The organism is Rhodothermales bacterium (assembly GCA_013002345.1).
In the GTDB taxonomy this organism is placed as follows: Bacteria; Bacteroidota; Rhodothermia; order Rhodothermales; family JABDKH01; genus JABDKH01.
This window is the reverse complement of sequence record JABDKH010000121.1, coordinates 1-16455: the sequence shown is the minus strand read 5'-3', so window position 1 is coordinate 16455 and position 16455 is coordinate 1. Positions and strand designations below refer to the sequence as shown.

The following is a 16455-nucleotide window of genomic DNA, read 5'->3' as shown; positions in this document are numbered from 1 at the left end:
ATCCCGGGTCTTGATGTCCAGGCCTCCGTGGAAGTGCCCGTCACGCATCTCCGCGTAGTTTCCGGACAGCACAAGGGGAATGCCCAGCGGGGACCGAAAATAGTCCGTCGGGTAGGTAGTCCTTTCGATCGGGGCCCTCAGCGGGAGGATCGGAAGAAGCAAAACGGGAAGTAGGAAAGCGGTTGTCGCGCGCACGAATCAGGTGGGATAGACGTCGGTGTACGGGGAACAACTACAGGTATGTACCGGGAAAAGCTGAAGATGTTGCTGGTGCCGTTCCCGTCAGCCACGCTGGTCGCGCTTCCTGACCTTGACAACAATACGCGACTTGCCGAATCTGTCCGCGGAATCTAGATTCGCGGGGCAGAAACTATCATCACCAGAAGTAAAAGTAGAAGACCTTGACCAGCCCCACGAGCGAGCACCCATTGCGCATTGCGATTGTCGGCGCAGGACCAGCCGGATTCTATGCATCTGAACACCTGCTCAAGCAGGAGGCCATTCCCGTGGCCGTTGACCTGTACGATCGTCTCCCCACGCCGCACGGCCTCGTGCGAGCCGGGGTGGCGCCGGACCACGAAAAGATTCGAAATGTGACGAGAAAGTTTGAGGCCACTGCTGATCGACCAGGGTTTCGCTACTTCGGCAACGTTGAGGTGGGAACGCACGTCACGGTCGACGAACTCCGGCAATTCTATCATATGATTTTGTTCACTACCGGGGCTCAAATCGACCGGAGACTTGGTATTGAGGGCGAAGATCTTCCGGGATGCCATCCTGCAACCGAGTTTGTCGCCTGGTACAATGGCCATCCGGATTTTGCCGATTTGAAATTTGATCTCAGTCAAGAGGCCGTCGCGGTAATTGGGGTCGGCAACGTTGCAGTGGACGTCGCCCGCATCCTGTGTAGAACCAGGGAGGAGCTCGCGACCACTGATATTGCCGACTATGCCCTGGATGCGCTGGCCAACAGCGGCGTGAAACGTGTGTACATGCTCGGACGACGGGGTCCAGCTCAGGCAGCATTTACGAATCCCGAGATCAAGGAATTGGGCGAGATGGCCGGTGCATCAACACACATTGATGCGCGAGACCTCGATCTAGATCCGCTTTCACAGGCTCGTCTTGAGGCCAATCCGGATCGTCTGACGCAGAAGAAACTCGAGATCATGCAGGGCATGGTAGACTCCGGTGACGATAAACCGAAGAAGCTGTTTGTTCGCTTTCTCGTCTCTCCCACGATGTTCGTCGCAGGGGCAGATGGTGGTCTTGCCGGCGTAGAACTCGTTCGAAACACGCTGGTCGAGGGCAAGGGCGATCGATTAGGCGCAAGACCGACGGACGAGACCGAGATGCTGGATGTGGGACTTGCATTCAAGTCGGTCGGCTATCGCGGCGTTCCTGTTCCGGGCGTGCCATTCAACGACGACTGGGGTGTGATTGCGAATGAGAATGGTCGGATTGTGGACGAAGATGGTGTACACGTCCGAGGGCTTTACGCTGCCGGCTGGATCAAGCGCGGAGCGACAGGAGTGATTGGAACGAACAAGGCCTGCGCCGCCGACACCGTCGAACGGATGGTGGCCGACATTGACGCGGGCAATTATCTGGCACCAGACCAGGCGGATGGCGAGGCGGTTCTACGCCTCATCAAAGAGCGTCAGCCCGATCACTTCACCTTTGAAGATTGGAGAGCACTGGACGCAGTGGAGCGCGAGAATGGCGAGAGCCAGGGCCGACCTCGCGTGAAGCTCACGAACGTGAGCGAGATGGTCGAGCGGGTCCTGCGATAGAGCCGGTCGGTTGCGACCTGGTGTCGTGCCGAACTTCGTTCGCTTCCCCGAATTCAATGATCCCCATCTTGCCATGGCCGGGGCCAGAGCCTCCACGCTTATGGCAACACCTTAACCTAAGGCCATATCTTGTTGCAGTACAGCAGTATCTCGTGATCTCAGTGCGGACGAACCTCTGGATTATTCTTCTATTTGTAGCCACACCGATCGTAGAGATGGCTTTGCTGGTGCGGCTTGGTAGTATCCTCGGATTCTGGCCAACGATCTTGATCGTCGTTCTCACGGGCGTAATGGGAGGCTCGTTGGCTCGTCGTCAGGGCCTGGCCACGTGGCTACGCTTCAACAAGAGTCTGTCGTCCGGTCGGCTGCCGAGTGACGAGATCTTTGACGGCGTCATCATCCTCATATCCGCCGTCCTTCTGCTGACACCGGGTGTGATTACCGATCTGGTCGGCTTTCTTGGTCTCATACCCCCCACCCGCCACTGGCTCAGGCGAAGGATCGGGGCCAGACTCAGACGAACAAGTTCAGATACCGCCTGGTCTTCTTTGTTTGGAGCCAGTACCCAATCGACTCCGGAGCAGGAAGACCCGGCGAATGACGACGGTTGGAGCGGGCAGGCGGCTCCAAAACCTCGTCACAGCAGAACGGGTGGATCCGTGCAGAATTAACGTGAACTGCTTCTGCGACTCCTAGTCGTCGACACGTACGGCGACGTTGAAAGCCTTCGAAAGAGACGTGATCATCTCACGTTCGAATTCGTTGAAGCTGCCATCTGCTTCGGCGATGTACGTCAGGTCATCGAGTACAGCGAGGCGCTGAAGGAAGGGCAACTTGTTCTTGAGGGCCGAAACGGACCGGGTCAACTCTTCCTCGCCAGGGCCTTTGGCGTACGCGGCGAGTGAATCGCGCAGGATGTCACGGATCTCGGCCTCGGCCAGATCGGGCTGCCACTGGCTCATTCGTTCCAACATTGCCGCGATCTCCGCGTCACTCAGTTGGCTATCGGTACTGTGCGCAAGGACGATGTACACGAGGCCCAGGTCGTGAAGCAGAGTCCAGTCTTCATCTTCCTCCTCATCAGAGGCTTGCTGCAGCGCGTCGCTGGCCTGAGCCTTCAGTCCCCAGGCGCCCGCAAGGTGAGAGATGAACGTCCGTTCGCGGCCGAGAAGCACGCCATCCGCTCGAGCGATGCGCACCACATCCTCCAGCGCACGTCGGCGTTCGTCCGGTTCTAGTGAATCATGAAGGCGATCGATAGCGACCACGACCTCGTCGGAGGCGTCGGGATCGAGGAATATCGCGAGGGACTCCATCGCCAACTCCCGTACGTCGTCCAATTCAAGATCAGATCGCCAGCCATGAAGGAGCTGAACAATCGTGTCCATCTCGCTGGCGGATAATTGCGAGTCAGTTCCATACGCCAGAGCGAGGTACACAAGCGCGAGATCGTGGACTCGGCTCCAGCTTTCTCTGGGATCTAGCATGAGCATGAATAGAAGTGAGGTGGGTCGGTCGGCGGCGGGCCGTATACCTGCCAAACTTACACAATTGCCGGAGAGACTACCATACTTCCAAGATGACCCTCCGCGGATGTTGAGGTGTGTCGCATCACGACGCGGGTGCATTCCGGTCGTAATTGAGCAGTTGCGACGGATTGCGCGACAGGGGGCCACGATTCGTGGCCGGCAGGCCGTAGAAATACCGCTGAACGACTTGCCAGAAGCGTGACAAAGCACGTCGGCGAGGGATGCCGCAGGACACCAAAACACACTACGTCGAGCCCGCGACCAACTCAGATTCGACGCCGCTCATTTCAGCAAGTCGTGCCTTAAGAACGGAATACCGCTCTCTCTGCGTGTGCAGCAGCCAGGCGAACAAGAGATTCAGCAGCGTGATTTCCAGGATGAAGTATAGCAGCGGCTGCTGCACAATGCACGCGGCGAAGATCGCAATCGTCCTGGGATTATTGCTCATCAGCGACCAATGACGCATGGTCGAGATGTTCACCGAGCGATACAGATCTCTGGCTCGACTGAAATCAGGCTCTCCGGTGTCCTTGGTTTGACCGAGCCGCGTCAGAAGTTCTCCGTCGTAGGACGAAAAACGATACTGGATATTGAGATACACGTAGTAGATCCAGGCGAAGACTTTCGAGATGCCGGTCCTTCGGGCCATCTCCGCCTGCTGGTCTTCGACGTTGACGAAGCTGGCGCTTTCCTTTCCGTAGACCCAATGGTCATACATCTGTCGTTGAAACTCGTACGCACTTGACTGCGCAAGATGGCTGATGCCAGCGGCGACAACCACTGCGATAACCCAGGTTCCGTGCTCAAGGGCCGTCGCGAATGCCAGGCTGGCGTACACGAGCACGATGGTCAGGTGATCACAGACCCCGTCCATGACGCGGCCGAACTCGCTTGTCTGTCCCGTCAGGCGAGCCAGCTGCCCGTCCGCACCGTCCATGATATGCCACATGATCATGCATGCGAAGCCGGCAACGCTCAACTCCCATTGTTCATAATGGAAGTACGCCCAGGCAGCGAGCACACCAAACCCCATACCGAACATCGAAACCACATTCGGAGTCACGCCCAGGCGTGCAAACCAACCGACAAACACCCTGCTGATCGGGTGTATGAAGTAGAGGTTCGAAAGGCCTTCGATCTCCCGGGTCCTTTTGACCTGAACAGAAGACGCCATATGGTTCAGGATGAGTGTTCTGGGTTGGAGCCGGGGTGAGATCGTCGGAGTCGAGGCCTAATGTCCGTCGCCCGCGCACCAGAAACAAGTTTTGTGGCTTTACCGGCCGTTATGGACGGTACGCCGTGAGCGCAAGCAACGAAGCCCGCCACGGCCGAAGCAAAATGCCCGGCTTCTTCCGGGCATAGTCCCTCCACGCGTTTTAACACGTAGGCGGCAAGATAGGTATCACCGCAGCCCGTTGTGTCAATTTCGTCTGATACTCGATAGGCCGGAATGTCGTAAACGCCATCTCGCGTTGCGACCAGGGAGCCGTCGCGACCCATCGTCAAGAGCACCTCACGCGCACCCTTGTTCCTGAACCAGTCCAACGCCTCAAGCACCGACGTCGCTCTCGAAGCCGACAGCGCCTCTTCTCTGCTCGCCTTCACAATCGTAGAGAGTCGAACGTAGTCCGCTAGCGCCGGATTTCGAACATGCGTAACCGGTCCAATGTCGCTACTGCGTATAAGTCCCTGTATATCCAGTGCTGTGAGCGCGTCTTTGGGGGCAGCTGCCAGGCACTCCACTTCCATGTCAACGAGGGTCAAGGGGCCAAATACATATACCGCTGCGTCGCCCGGAACGTCACTCGATTCGAACGCCGTCGCCGTGGACAGCAGGCGCTGTCGTCTGCCATCCGGGTTCCCGCTCCAATATTCATTCACGAATGTGGTTGTCGCCGAGGAGGACAGGACCTCGACCTCCACACCCAGCGCCACCAGTTCCCTTGTAAGTGACGGGACATCATCAGGTGCCATCCTCGTGATGACCCGCACGTTTGCGCCCAGGCGCGTGGCCGCCTGCGCACCATACCAGGCATTCCCGCCCGGTTGGGCAAACGGCTGTAACAGCTCGTGCCGGATCAGATCACGTGTGATATGTCCGAGAAAGCAAAGGTTGATTGGCGGATCCAGACAGCAATTGAAACGCTCTTCGACTAGTTTTCGCTCGCAAAGATTCCTTCTACTTCTTGCCGAACTGCATGAAAGAGTTCATCTCTGTTGACGAGGCCGAATCCATTATCGCGGCTCACGTGCGCACCATGTCTGCCGAGTTTGTTTCGCTCGACTCCTCATACGGACGCACGCTGTCCAGTTCGATTCTGAGTGAGCGCGACATCCCGCCGTTTGATAACTCGGCGATGGACGGTTTCGCTGTTCGAGCCAGCGAAGTAGACACAGTGCCTGTTGAACTGTCCGTCTCTCAGGAGATTCGCGCTGGCGGCTTTCCCCGGGATTCGCTTCTGGGTGGAACGTGCGCGCGAATACTGACTGGCGCGCCAATTCCCAGCGGCGCTGATGCCGTGGTGCCGGTCGAGTGGACTGAGGGTGACGATCCCGTGCGGTTTCTGCGTTCCCCTTCTGTCGGTCACGCGATTCGCATCGCTGGCGAGGATGTTGCCGCCGGGCACATGATCTTCAGTGGAGGGGAGATCGTGACGCCCCCGGTCGTCGGAATGCTGGCAGCTGTCGGGTGTAGCGATGTCCCCGTGAGCGTTAGGCCTGCGTGCTCGATCATCGCCACGGGAGACGAACTCGTACGTCATGACCGGCAACCGGAGCGCGGTCAGATTCGAAACTCCAATGGTCCCGCGCTGGTTGCGCAGGTCGTGTCGGCCGGTGGCAGAGTCGCGAGAGAACTTACCGCACGCGACAACCCTTCGTCATTGAACGAGTGCCTCACTGCAAGCCTGGAGGACGATCTCGTCATTCTGTCCGGCGGAGTATCCGTGGGCGCGTATGACCATGTGAAGGACGTGCTCGACAACCTGGGCGTGCGGCTCCTGTTCTGGAAGGTGAAACAGCGTCCAGGAAAGCCGCTCGTGTTTGGAGTTCGCGGCGAGACCCTTGTATTTGGCTTACCCGGCAATCCTGTTTCTTCCTCGATCTGTTTCGATCGATACGTTCGCACGACGATAGCCCGGATGCTGGGACGTAGCACCGTCGAGCGGCCCAGGCGAATCGCAACACTCGCCGAATCGATGACGAAGGTGCGCGGCTTACAGTATTTTGCCCGGGGCTACTTGCGTTATTCTGACGACAACGCGCTCCTCGTCGTGCCAACGGGCCCCCAGGGATCCGGTATCTATTCGTCGATTGCCCACGCCGACTGCATCATACATCTACCCGAGGAAATGGAGAACCCTGAGCCGGGAGTCAGCGTCGAGGTGGAACCGTTGACGTGGTGACGTGGCGTCCTGACTCCGAATTGCATCCGTTACGGCTTATGGTGGCGACGATCACCGTGATCCTGCCGACTCGACCTCGCGCGTGTTGATACTCCACTATGCGCGCCAACCTGTGGTTCTCACGGATGCCGAGTACCGCGTGCAACCACCTCTCTATGGCCCTGACGCTACCGGAGGACCGTTCTGTAGATGCATCCCATTACTAGCGCAGCAGCACAATCTTGCCGCTGTGCGTCGACGTTCCGGACGAGGCAAGAAAGAGGTATACGCCATCTGGCAAGGACGGTACATCCCACTCAATGTTCACCGTTTTGTCAGGATCACGAGTACCGACGAGCCTTGCAACCTCCCGTCCAAGCAGGTTGAAGACCACGACTTCGACAGGCTCGTCCGCTCCCGATACCGCGAACGTTACGCGATCCGAGACCGGATTCGGATAGATACCAACCTCGAGTCTCGGATGTAGCCGTTTAGTTGGGTCAACTGAGGTTGAGGTTATGGCCACCATCAGTGAGTCTACAGTGACCGGAGCTCCGCCCGTCTCATCGAAGTAGCTCTTGAACCGATCAACCTGCGGGCCGGAGTACTGGTACAGATCATCTACGAACGATCTCGAAAGCGACTGATAGAGCAGTCGCGCGGATAATGAATACGTTGACATCTGATTTACGCCACCGATTCGAAACACGACTCTGTCGCTGCCACTGCCTTCGATACCAGCCGCGTGATTAAAATTGGGATCCGCGGCGGCCTCCCCAACGATGGAGGTGCTATCATAAAACGCGCCTCCGACGACAAACCCGGCCGGCGGAATTCTGTTGTCTTTCAGATAGTCTGCGCCTCTGAGAAGTGTCCACGTCAACTGCCCGTCAACGTCGCCCATCAGGGACTGGTAAACCACGATCTGTTCTTCGGCCGAAACGACATCGTAGTGCGGTTCGAACGGATCGTCCAAATGCTCAATCTCCGCGGTCTGCTGATTCCACCGACCTGACTGAAAAACAGGCGTGCCAGATCCATCAGTCAGGAGAACGTCAAGCCACGCCCTGCGGCTTGGAAATCCGGTCGGAAACTTGTGACCTGTTTTGTTTGTGACGTCTAGCGTCACCTCAAGGGTATCCGGGTTCGGCCACGAATACGTTGCCTTCAGTTCGGCGGTACGGTTTCGGAGCTGACTGACCGTCCTGGCCAGCGTGCTGTCAACCAACACGGTGTCGGCAGTCACGCCGATCTCGTCCCCGTTCTCCTTGAGTATCTCCAGGAGCGTGCGATTTCCACCCACGAAATAGTGACGCGAAAATGGACTCCGGGCCGGCAGCATACCAGGTACGGTCGAAATTGCAGTCGGTACTTCTACCTCCGGCATGTGGCAGGTCTGACACTGCACGTTGTTGTCCGGGTACGAACTGTTACGCCACTCGAGATACGTTGTCTGTTCCGCAATCTCACCTGCAGGCTGTCCGCTATTGTCGATGGTCGGCGTGAACAGCGTGTGACACGAGGCGCAGAGTGCGGACTGGGTCAGGTGCAATCCCTGAACTGCCGAGTAATTGACGGAGGCTTCCATCACGGCTGACTGGACGTCGTCGTACGGACCGTAGATTTCCCGTCTGTCATCGATGGCGAAGCCACCGCTGAAACTTGCGGGCAGACCCAGGTTACCGGACTGAATCTGGTGACAAACCGTGCAGCTTACACCGTCCATTGCGAGAGGGTCGGTGAGGCCGTCGGCCATCGCGTACGACTGGGCCCCCGAGAAAATCGCTTCGGTTCTCGCCATCGGCATGTGGCACGTAGTGCACTTGTCTTCTATTATCGATTGCAGCGTCGGAAATACGGATACTTCCGCTTCGACTTTCGCCTGCCAGATCGGGTCTTTAGCCGCGTTGGCCATGACCGTCGAGCGCCATAGCGAGATCGGTGAGATATCAGAACCCTCGGTGTCGCGCATTGCTCCTGTGAGGTCGGAGGATGCCGAATGACAGGACTCACATCTTCCTGATCCCGCAAACAGGGTCGAAGTCTGCGTTGGAAGATCTCCGGATAGCGTCAGAGACAGTCCTATGACGATCGCCAGCGGGATCAGCAGGATGGCTTTCATGGCGGGCGGGGGTTATTGAACGTGAGTCGATGCGGCACATTATTACGGACGAACTGACACCGCGGGTAGGAGGTGACCTTGAGTATCCGCGACGGGTATTTTCCTACATTGGGGGCACCGGACAGCTCTTATTGTCATGTCCGAGCGAATACATGAACGGACGCGAATTCGACATAGTGCTGTGGGGCGCATCGGGGTTCACGGGCCGCCTCGTTGCCGAGTACCTGGTGCGAAAAGGGAGTACGCGGACGTTGCAGATCGCTCTGGGCGGACGGAGCCGAGCCCGAATCGAAGAGGTTCGGGATGCACTGGCCCGCATTGATCCGGAGGCTCTCGGACTCCCTCTCCTCGTAGGCGACGGCCTGGACCGTCAGTTTGTGAACGCTCTTGCGGCGAGATCACGCGTCGTCTGTACAACCGTTGGGCCATACGACCTGTACGGACGTCCCCTCGTGGCGGCCTGCGCTTCAGCAGGCACGCACTATTGCGATTTGACCGGAGAGGTGCCATTCATCCGAGACATGATTGACGCTCACCATCAGAGTGCGCTCGCGTCCGGAGCAATGATCGTTCATTCTTGCGGCTTTGATTCCGTCCCATCCGATCTGGGTGTCATGATGTTGCAGGATGAGATGCATAGGCGCACGGGCCTGTTCTGCAAGGAGATCATTCTCTGCCTGTTGTCGGTCAAAGGCGGCGTAAGCGGCGGCACGGTATCCAGCATGCTTAACTTTGTCGAGTCAGCCATCCGCGATTCGGATATTCGGGATCTCGCGCACGACCCGTACGCATTGAATCCATCCGAGCTGCGATATGGACCGGAGGCACCGGATGCAACAGGAGTCCGCTTCAACACCCTGGCGAATTGCTGGACGGCACCGTTCCTTATGGGTCGAATCAATACGCGGGTAGTCCGTAGAACGAACGCGCTGCTTGACGATGTCTGGGGTCGAGAGTTTCTCTATTCCGAGTCGGTGTGTTACGGCTCAGGACGGACGGGCATGATGAAGGCATGGGGTGCATCCACCTTCTTCGCCTTGCTGCAGTTGACCGTCCGACTCAGGTTGGTCAGGTCACTGTTAAAGAAAACCGTCCTGCCGAAACCAGGTGAAGGTCCGAGCGCGACTCGGCGGGCGGCGGGCAATTTCGAGATGCGTCTGACCGGTCGGACTGAAGATGAAATGGGAGAACATCTGGTGATCAGCAGTCGCATTCGCGCTGACACTGATCCCGGTTATTCGGAGACGGCGAAGATGCTGGCCGAGTCGGCCCTTTGCCTGGCGCAGGACGACCTCTCGTGTGCGGGTGGGGTCTTGACGCCTGCCGCTGCCATGGGACCCTCCCTACTCGCACGACTGCAGGAAGCAGGATTACGATTCGAGATTCGAAACTAGGACAGTATTAGTTTCGGGAATCCCGCCGGCCCTTATTCCTCGGTGGCTTCCGCTGTGGCTCAGCGCGCCTGGGGGGCGGATCGTTGCCAGACATGTCGTCGGGTCTATGCAGCTGTTCGTGATACAGTCGATCCACGAGCATTGCGAGCAACTCGGGCTCCTCCTCGGCCAACTGACGGGTCATTGGAATGAACCGCTTCATCCGCTCCTTCTCCATCCGGGTCCTGCCCCGGAACGCATCTTCAAGCAAGATAGTCATCCTCTCAGAGACGCACTCGCCGACCTCTTCCTCAGTCGGTATTTCCCTCTTTTCGAGTTCGATCCCGTATCGCTTGGCGATCGACTGCAGTCCGCTATGCTCGAGCAGGGTCGCGAGCACAATCACGGTACCTGTTCGACCGGCGCGCGCGGTTCGACCGGAGCGATGGATGTAGTATTCGTGATTCTCGGGAACGTCATACATGAAGACGTGACTGAGATCCGAGACGTCAATTCCACGTGCGGCGACATCTGTTGCAACCAGAAATCGAAGTGACCCCTCCTTCACTCGCTGCATTACGGCTTCCCGTGCGGACTGCGTCAAGTCGCCCGATATTCCGTCGGCATCATGTCCGTAGTTCTGCAAGAACGCGCTGAGGTATTCTACATCGCGCTTCGTGTTCGCGAAGATGATCGCCGACTCCGGGTTCTCCATTTCGATCAAAGCGATGAGCGATCTGTTCTTCGCCATCGGGTCGACGATGTAATAGCGATGCTGGCTTGTGGCGACAGACTCGTCGCCCGCAGAGAGACCGAGGAAGCCAGGATCTGAAAGAAATTCTTCAGCCAGATTCTGAACCCGGATGGGAATTGTCGCACTGAACATATACGAGTTGCGAACGGGAGGCAGATATCGCTGCATCACCTGCATCGCGGGATAGAAGCCCATTGATAACATCTCGTCCGCCTCGTCGAGGACGAAAATGCGAAGGTTCGCCAGCGACATGTGCCGCTGTTCGAGCAGGTCGATCACACGCCCGGGCGTTCCGACCACGAGCTGCGCTCCATCTTTAAGTGCGCTTATCTGCGGCGCGTACTTGACGCCACCGTACACGAGCGCGGCACGCAGCTGTCCGCCGTCACGGGGCTGCACGCGATCGAACTCCTCCAGGACCTGACGCGCGAGCTCCCTGGTCGGAGTCAGAATCAATGCCTGCACTTCCGGGATGGACGGATCGAGAAGTTCCGACAGCGGCAGGAGAAAGGCACCGGTCTTTCCAGAGCCCGTTCGCGACTGAACGATCAGATCCCGGCGCTCAAGGAGGTACGGAATCGCACCCTCCTGAACCGGTGTAAGGCTGGCCCATCCTGCTCGTTCCGTTGCCGCTTGCACCGATCGGGGCAACTGGTCGAGCGTGAGAGGCGGGAGTCCGCCGTCGGATTGCTCAAGGGCTTCCTTGGCACTTCGTGCGCGCTCGGCCGCGACGGCTCTCGCCGAAATGTCGATGACTCTAACGTACTTGTTAGGCTGGGAGGGTTTGTCCGCCATGCGGGATCAGGAGAATGTTAGATAAAGGGTGTCCGGTTCTAAAGCGACGGGGATGATCCGGCCGCGCAATCCGGGCGATATGGGCACCGAATACGCCCACCTCGGCAATGTTAACGGAAGGTAACGCACTGGGCGACCGAACGTTCGGACTATCCTTGTCTCGTGCGACGTGGCAACCGATCAGCCGAGCCTAGGCGACCAGCATACGGCGAGATCGCGCCGGTCGAACATCCACGAACAGAGGGTTCTTGAAGACAGATCCAGCGAAGAGACACCGCCCGGGTTCCATGGACGGAATACTGGACCAGAGCTTCTCGTCCACTCCCCCTGTCGTCTCCTTGACCGGATCAAGATTTGTCTTTGACTTGATCTGATGTATGAACCGCGTATTTGCGAGTTCGAACATTTCGTCCGGGACGTGATTTGGCTGCTGGGAAACGAGTGCAAGCGCCATCCACCGTTTTCTTCCACGTCGACTGATGACCTGTAGATTGTCAAGAAGTGCTCGCATCTTCGAAGCGGCAGCACGCGAAACGAAGGTGTGCACCTCCTCGATGACTACGAGCACGGGGGGTCGAATCTGACCCGACGGCATCTCCTCGCCCCGGGGAGTTTCGATTACCATATCAAACAGAGTTTGAAGGACGTACGCGATCGCGAGGTTGCGGCTGCGGTCGTCGGTCTCGGACACGTCCAGGACGGACAGTCTCCCACCTACGAGCAGATCCTGTATGGGTAGTTCGTCAACGCCGACGGTGTGATTCCAGTCCATCATCTCTGAGCCACCCAGATGCGATAGCTTCGAGCGTACGACGCTGGCCGTTGCGACGTCCTCTGCGTTCGATAGCGGCAGCAGACGCACCGTATTCCCGCCGATGCCGGGGACCTCCATGAGGCCGTCAATCAGGTTTTGCAGGGTGTACGGTCTGGCCGACTCGCCCGACTCGTCGTCGGGCTCAGCATAGAGAGCAGCCTGGGTTGTCACCATCCCGAATACGCGCATCTCGGCTTCGTTGAATTCCAGAATGTCTGCCGCGATGTCGGGATCAAGCGCCGAGATCGGAATCTTGAACGCAACAGGGTTTTTGGCGTCGGAGCGCCCCGAGCTCGGATGATACACGTGGAAATCGCGTATACCGTCCGGCTCCATCTGGTACTCTTCCGCGAGGATGCGAATCATGCGAGGATCATTACTTCTCTCGTCCATCCGCACATATTCGCCTTCAACATCCACGACAACTACCGCCCAGCCGGCCTGGACCGCTTCTTCGATCAGCACCTGTGCCGTATTTGATTTACCGGAGCCGACCGTGCCGAAGATGCCGACGTTTCGCGGCAGGAAGTTCTTGCTCGTGCTGTCGGCGCTGACCCTCAATGTATCGTGTCCCGCGAAGTGGCCGATCAGAATGTCGCCTCCTATGCCGAGGAATTTGCGCAGGCGCGATTCGGGAAAGGCGTGGATCACTGAGCCGGGTCGCGGACGCGTGGGCGTCGAAACGAGACGTTCCCCTTCCTCGATTCGTCCGAGCACTTCGATTCTACCCGTCGTGTTATACGATTCGGCAGACGTGGAGTCCTCTGCGGAATGGAAAGGGCCCGCTACGACCCGTCCGAGAAACTCCAGATCCGTATGTGGATCGGTGATTCCCACATACGTGTCTCGCCGAAAATCCAGCCACGCATCGTGGGCCACGTCGGCCTGGATGGCGGCGTTGTCAGCTGACGCCTCGTCCACACCCACTTTTCCGAGGACTATCGTTCGATCAGGAGAGTGTTCCATATGCACTTCATCAGTGGATGCCAGCGCGCTATTGATCGAGAAGCGTCCGGCCCCTGCTTTGTGGTCATTTGTCGATTCAGCTGATCGTTGAATGTAGCCTACCTGCTCCTCACGGGTCGACTCAGGTCCCTCAATACTCATAATTCTGTTGATCCGGTGTACTGACAGATTACTCCACCATCATTAAACCGAAAAAACTGGACGAATAGGCATAATATCGAGATCCGGGCTCAATTTCCTGGCTGCTGCCGACATTGGGGTCCGCTTGTCTGTTCCGGTTGTCCCTTCGTCACGCCCGACTCCAAGTCGACATATTTTCCCAGGCGGCGAACATGGTGGGTGAAATCCCGGGGTTAACTCGCCCAATACCCGGTCGATACAACCACGGGTGCCTATCGCCAAACAAGACGCCCGCCGCCAGAACCGCCAGAACCATGCATCGTCCAGCCCGCTTGTCGCGCACCACACGTCTGGTGCGACGACTCCTTTCCCGCAAGAATCCAAAGCCCGTGAATAGCGGACTCAGGCTTGTGCGTGGCGTCCCTCTTGTCGCCGCAATAGAAAAGGATCGTGTCGTTCGCGAGGAACTTCGGACGGGGCGTATTTCACTCGACGCCGTCCGTACCGCGTGGTACCATGTGCGGGACTACCAGGATGAGCGGCCGCTGTGGCGTGTCCTTGCCGACGTGCAGAGTGTTGACGCCGGGCCGCTGTTCAGAGCCGCGGCCCGCATTTATCACTTCGACGAGGCCATGGTCTCGATGCTCGGGACGGCGATCCTGATTGACGGAAACTGGAGGCATCTTTCGGACTCCAGCCGGCAGAAGATGCTCAACCTGGGTGTGTTTCCGATTCGCGAGAAGAACGACCCGCTCGATTATGGTGTCAAGTGGACGTTCGCATCGTACGACCCCGCACGACCTGCAGTCCGTCAACTTCTGAGTTCGACCCTTAGCCAGGCGTTCCAACTCAGATTTCTCGAACCGACTGTGCTCTTCGACGTCATCGAGGCGTGTGTCGACATCGAGAATGTTGAGTCGATCATGTGGCACCGTCGATATGTGCTGGGTAAGAAGCCGATCAACCTTGTCGTGAAGTCCGACCCGCGGCCAGACGAGATTCGGCGCGCAGCGTAGGATCGGGATTCCTAGCTGTCACTGGTTGGGACTTCGGGCGAATCGCGTTCCCTCTCCGGATTCGTTGCTGGAGACGCGCTATCTTCTCGGGCATGTCTTTGTCAGTACGTGGCCGGCCAGATGAAGCGACGTTTGTTGGCAGTATCGACGGCATGGTTTGCGGCCGGACTCCTCGTTGGGCCACTGGGTATCGAGGTCGGCCACGCCCAGCCCCTCCTTGCCGTGGAGGCGAGGTTTCTAGACGGATCCACGTTTGGCGGGAGTTTTTGGGCAGACTACGACCGTGATCGTCTTGTCGACCTGGCTGAAATCGGAAGAACTCGCACCAGGTCGGGTCAGGAGCTTCTCATCGCACGCATTCGCCGTAATCGGCTTCACGCGGACACGACGCTGACCGATCCGGAGACCGCGCCCTTCGTTTTTGCAGTGGGGTCCGTAATTCCTGTGTTCGGTGAGACTCTTGAGCCCGTCTGGCTGGCTGACGCCGACTGGGGAGATGACAACCTCGATGGATGGCCGGACATCGTCGTCACGGGCTCGACAAGCCTGGAGCCTCCTTACCAGCCACACACAGCACTCTATCGTAATCTTCCGCTCGGCCCCGAGCAGGCGGACAGATTTCTCTGGCCCATCGAGACGGAGCTTCCGCACGCATACGGTGGTAGCGTTGCGTGGGGCGACTGCGACAACGATGGGGATCCAGATCTGCTTCTTACGGGAATACGCGACGATGGGACATACTTCTCAGAGATCTACGAAAACGAAGGAGATGATCGCTTCCTCGCGCGCGGCCAGAACCTTGTCGGAGTTGCGCACGGGGACGCAGCGTGGGCCGACTACGACAACGACATGGATCTGGACCTCGTTCTCACGGGGATGACATCAACGGGTGCCTTTTACTCGGGGGTCCTTGACAACGACGGACGCTGCACGCTGACAGAATCCATCTCAAGTCTTCCGGACCTCGCATTCAGTTCTGTTGATTGGGGCGACGTGGATAGCGATGGCGATCTGGACCTTCTGGTGGCCGGTGCCCGCCGGTCTCCCCTTCTGGCTGATGCCGCCACCAGGATATTCCGGAATGACGCGGGTATGCTGGTTGACTTGCAGCATGAACTTGCGGAGCCGACATTTTTCGGCAACGCCCGCTTTGCCGATCACGACAACGACGGCGAGCTGGATGTCGTGACAACAGGTCTTATGCCGTTCTTCTCGGATAGCATCGCGTCCACTCAGCTTTACACGAATGCAGGTGGAGAGATGCTTCCGGCAGCGAACGACTGTTTTTCTTGCGAACCGCTGCCCAACCTTGCCTTTGGATCAGTGTCGTTTGTTGACCTGGATGGGGATGACGACCTGGATGTACTTCTCACGGGAGAACGAAGTGACGGCTCAATTGCAGCGACGCTATTCAAGAATAACGTGAACAACAGGGGAAGGCCGGACATCCCTCTCGATGAATTTCCCGATCCGCTGAACTATCCTCCCAGAACGGTGACCGGCCTTTCGGCCGCCGTCGAGCAAGACCGCGTTGTCTTGTCATGGCAACCCGCAGCCGACTCACTATTGGCACCTCCCGCCGGGATCACTCGGCCTGCCGGTCTCACATACAACCTGCGAGTCGGGTCCCTTCAAGGTCGGAGGGACATCATGTCACCGCTGTCTCTCGATAGTGGTAAGCGCCTCATAGTCGCTATAGGCAACGCCGGATCCAATCATTCATGGAGGATCGTTGGACTTCAACCCGGGCGCTACTACTGGACCGTTCAGGCCATTGACCACAGTTACGC

At 58.1% G+C, this 16455-nt stretch carries 12 protein-coding genes; 6 read left to right on the top strand and 6 right to left on the bottom strand.

Translation table 11 applies throughout. From position 1 onward, the window contains the following. Positions 1–401 precede the first annotated feature (401 nt). Together HKN37_06335 and HKN37_06330 are read left to right on the top strand one after the other, a co-directional pair. Complete coding sequence (locus HKN37_06335) at positions 402–1793, top strand: FAD-dependent oxidoreductase (protein ID NNE46260.1); 1392 nt, start codon at positions 402–404, stop codon at positions 1791–1793. A 161-nt stretch (positions 1794–1954) separates the two neighbouring features. After that, positions 1955–2464 (top strand): FxsA family protein, encoded by a 510-nt coding sequence (locus HKN37_06330; GenBank protein NNE46259.1) that lies wholly within the window; start codon positions 1955–1957, stop codon positions 2462–2464. 21 nt (positions 2465–2485) lie between these two features. Here HKN37_06330 and HKN37_06325 read toward each other — a convergent pair whose 3' ends face one another. The 3 genes from HKN37_06325 to HKN37_06315 all read right to left on the bottom strand — a co-directional run bounded on the left by HKN37_06325 (position 2486) and on the right by HKN37_06315 (position 5452). Beyond that, the gene (locus tag HKN37_06325) at positions 2486–3280 is read right to left on the bottom strand and encodes a TerB family tellurite resistance protein (protein NNE46258.1); all 795 of its coding nucleotides are present in this window, start codon (positions 3278–3280) and stop codon (positions 2486–2488) included. A gap of 286 nt (positions 3281–3566) precedes the next feature. Next, a complete protein-coding gene (locus tag HKN37_06320; protein NNE46257.1) occupies positions 3567–4496 on the bottom strand; it encodes a CDP-alcohol phosphatidyltransferase family protein in 930 nt (309 codons plus the stop codon). Between the two features lie 5 nt (positions 4497–4501). Then, positions 4502–5452, bottom strand: coding sequence for a hypothetical protein (locus HKN37_06315; protein NNE46256.1), 951 nt, complete (start codon positions 5450–5452; stop codon positions 4502–4504). A gap of 68 nt (positions 5453–5520) precedes the next feature. Between HKN37_06315 and HKN37_06310 the strand changes: the two genes are divergently transcribed. Continuing rightward, on the top strand, positions 5521–6726 hold the full coding sequence (locus tag HKN37_06310) for a molybdopterin molybdotransferase MoeA (GenBank protein ID NNE46255.1): 1206 nt from the start codon (positions 5521–5523) through the stop codon (positions 6724–6726). A 202-nt stretch (positions 6727–6928) separates the two neighbouring features. On the opposite strand, the gene HKN37_06305 is transcribed toward HKN37_06310, so the two are convergent. Next, positions 6929–8827, bottom strand: a complete 1899-nt coding sequence (locus HKN37_06305; protein ID NNE46254.1) for a T9SS type A sorting domain-containing protein — start codon at positions 8825–8827, stop codon at positions 6929–6931. Positions 8828–8979: 152 nt separating this feature from the next. On the opposite strand from HKN37_06305, the gene HKN37_06300 reads away from it, so the two are divergent. Further along, positions 8980–10221 (top strand): saccharopine dehydrogenase, encoded by a 1242-nt coding sequence (locus tag HKN37_06300; GenBank protein NNE46253.1) that lies wholly within the window; start codon positions 8980–8982, stop codon positions 10219–10221. Positions 10222–10228: 7 nt separating this feature from the next. Here HKN37_06300 and HKN37_06295 read toward each other — a convergent pair whose 3' ends face one another. Continuing rightward, positions 10229–11749 (bottom strand): DEAD/DEAH box helicase, encoded by a 1521-nt coding sequence (locus HKN37_06295; GenBank protein NNE46252.1) that lies wholly within the window; start codon positions 11747–11749, stop codon positions 10229–10231. 190 nt (positions 11750–11939) lie between these two features. Next, positions 11940–13670, bottom strand: a complete 1731-nt coding sequence (locus HKN37_06290) for an ATP-binding protein (GenBank protein ID NNE46251.1) — start codon at positions 13668–13670, stop codon at positions 11940–11942. A 368-nt stretch (positions 13671–14038) separates the two neighbouring features. Between HKN37_06290 and HKN37_06285 the strand changes: the two genes are divergently transcribed. Next, positions 14039–14665 (top strand): hypothetical protein, encoded by a 627-nt coding sequence (locus HKN37_06285; protein ID NNE46250.1) that lies wholly within the window; start codon positions 14039–14041, stop codon positions 14663–14665. Positions 14666–14785: 120 nt separating this feature from the next. Beyond that, positions 14786–16455 (top strand): VCBS repeat-containing protein (locus tag HKN37_06280; protein NNE46249.1); only part of this gene is annotated, 1670 nt, incomplete at its 3' end.

Coding starts and splice junctions, on each gene's coding strand:
- HKN37_06320 (NNE46257.1), bottom strand. CDS start 4,496: ATGGCGTCTTCTGTTCAGGTCAAAAGGACCCGGGAGATCGAAGGCCTT.
- HKN37_06290 (NNE46251.1), bottom strand. CDS start 13,670: ATGAGTATTGAGGGACCTGAGTCGACCCGTGAGGAGCAGGTAGGCTAC.
- HKN37_06325 (NNE46258.1), bottom strand. CDS start 3,280: ATGCTAGATCCCAGAGAAAGCTGGAGCCGAGTCCACGATCTCGCGCTT.
- HKN37_06305 (NNE46254.1), bottom strand. CDS start 8,827: ATGAAAGCCATCCTGCTGATCCCGCTGGCGATCGTCATAGGACTGTCT.
- HKN37_06295 (NNE46252.1), bottom strand. CDS start 11,749: ATGGCGGACAAACCCTCCCAGCCTAACAAGTACGTTAGAGTCATCGAC.
- HKN37_06300 (NNE46253.1), top strand. CDS start 8,980: ATGAACGGACGCGAATTCGACATAGTGCTGTGGGGCGCATCGGGGTTC.
- HKN37_06310 (NNE46255.1), top strand. CDS start 5,521: ATGAAAGAGTTCATCTCTGTTGACGAGGCCGAATCCATTATCGCGGCT.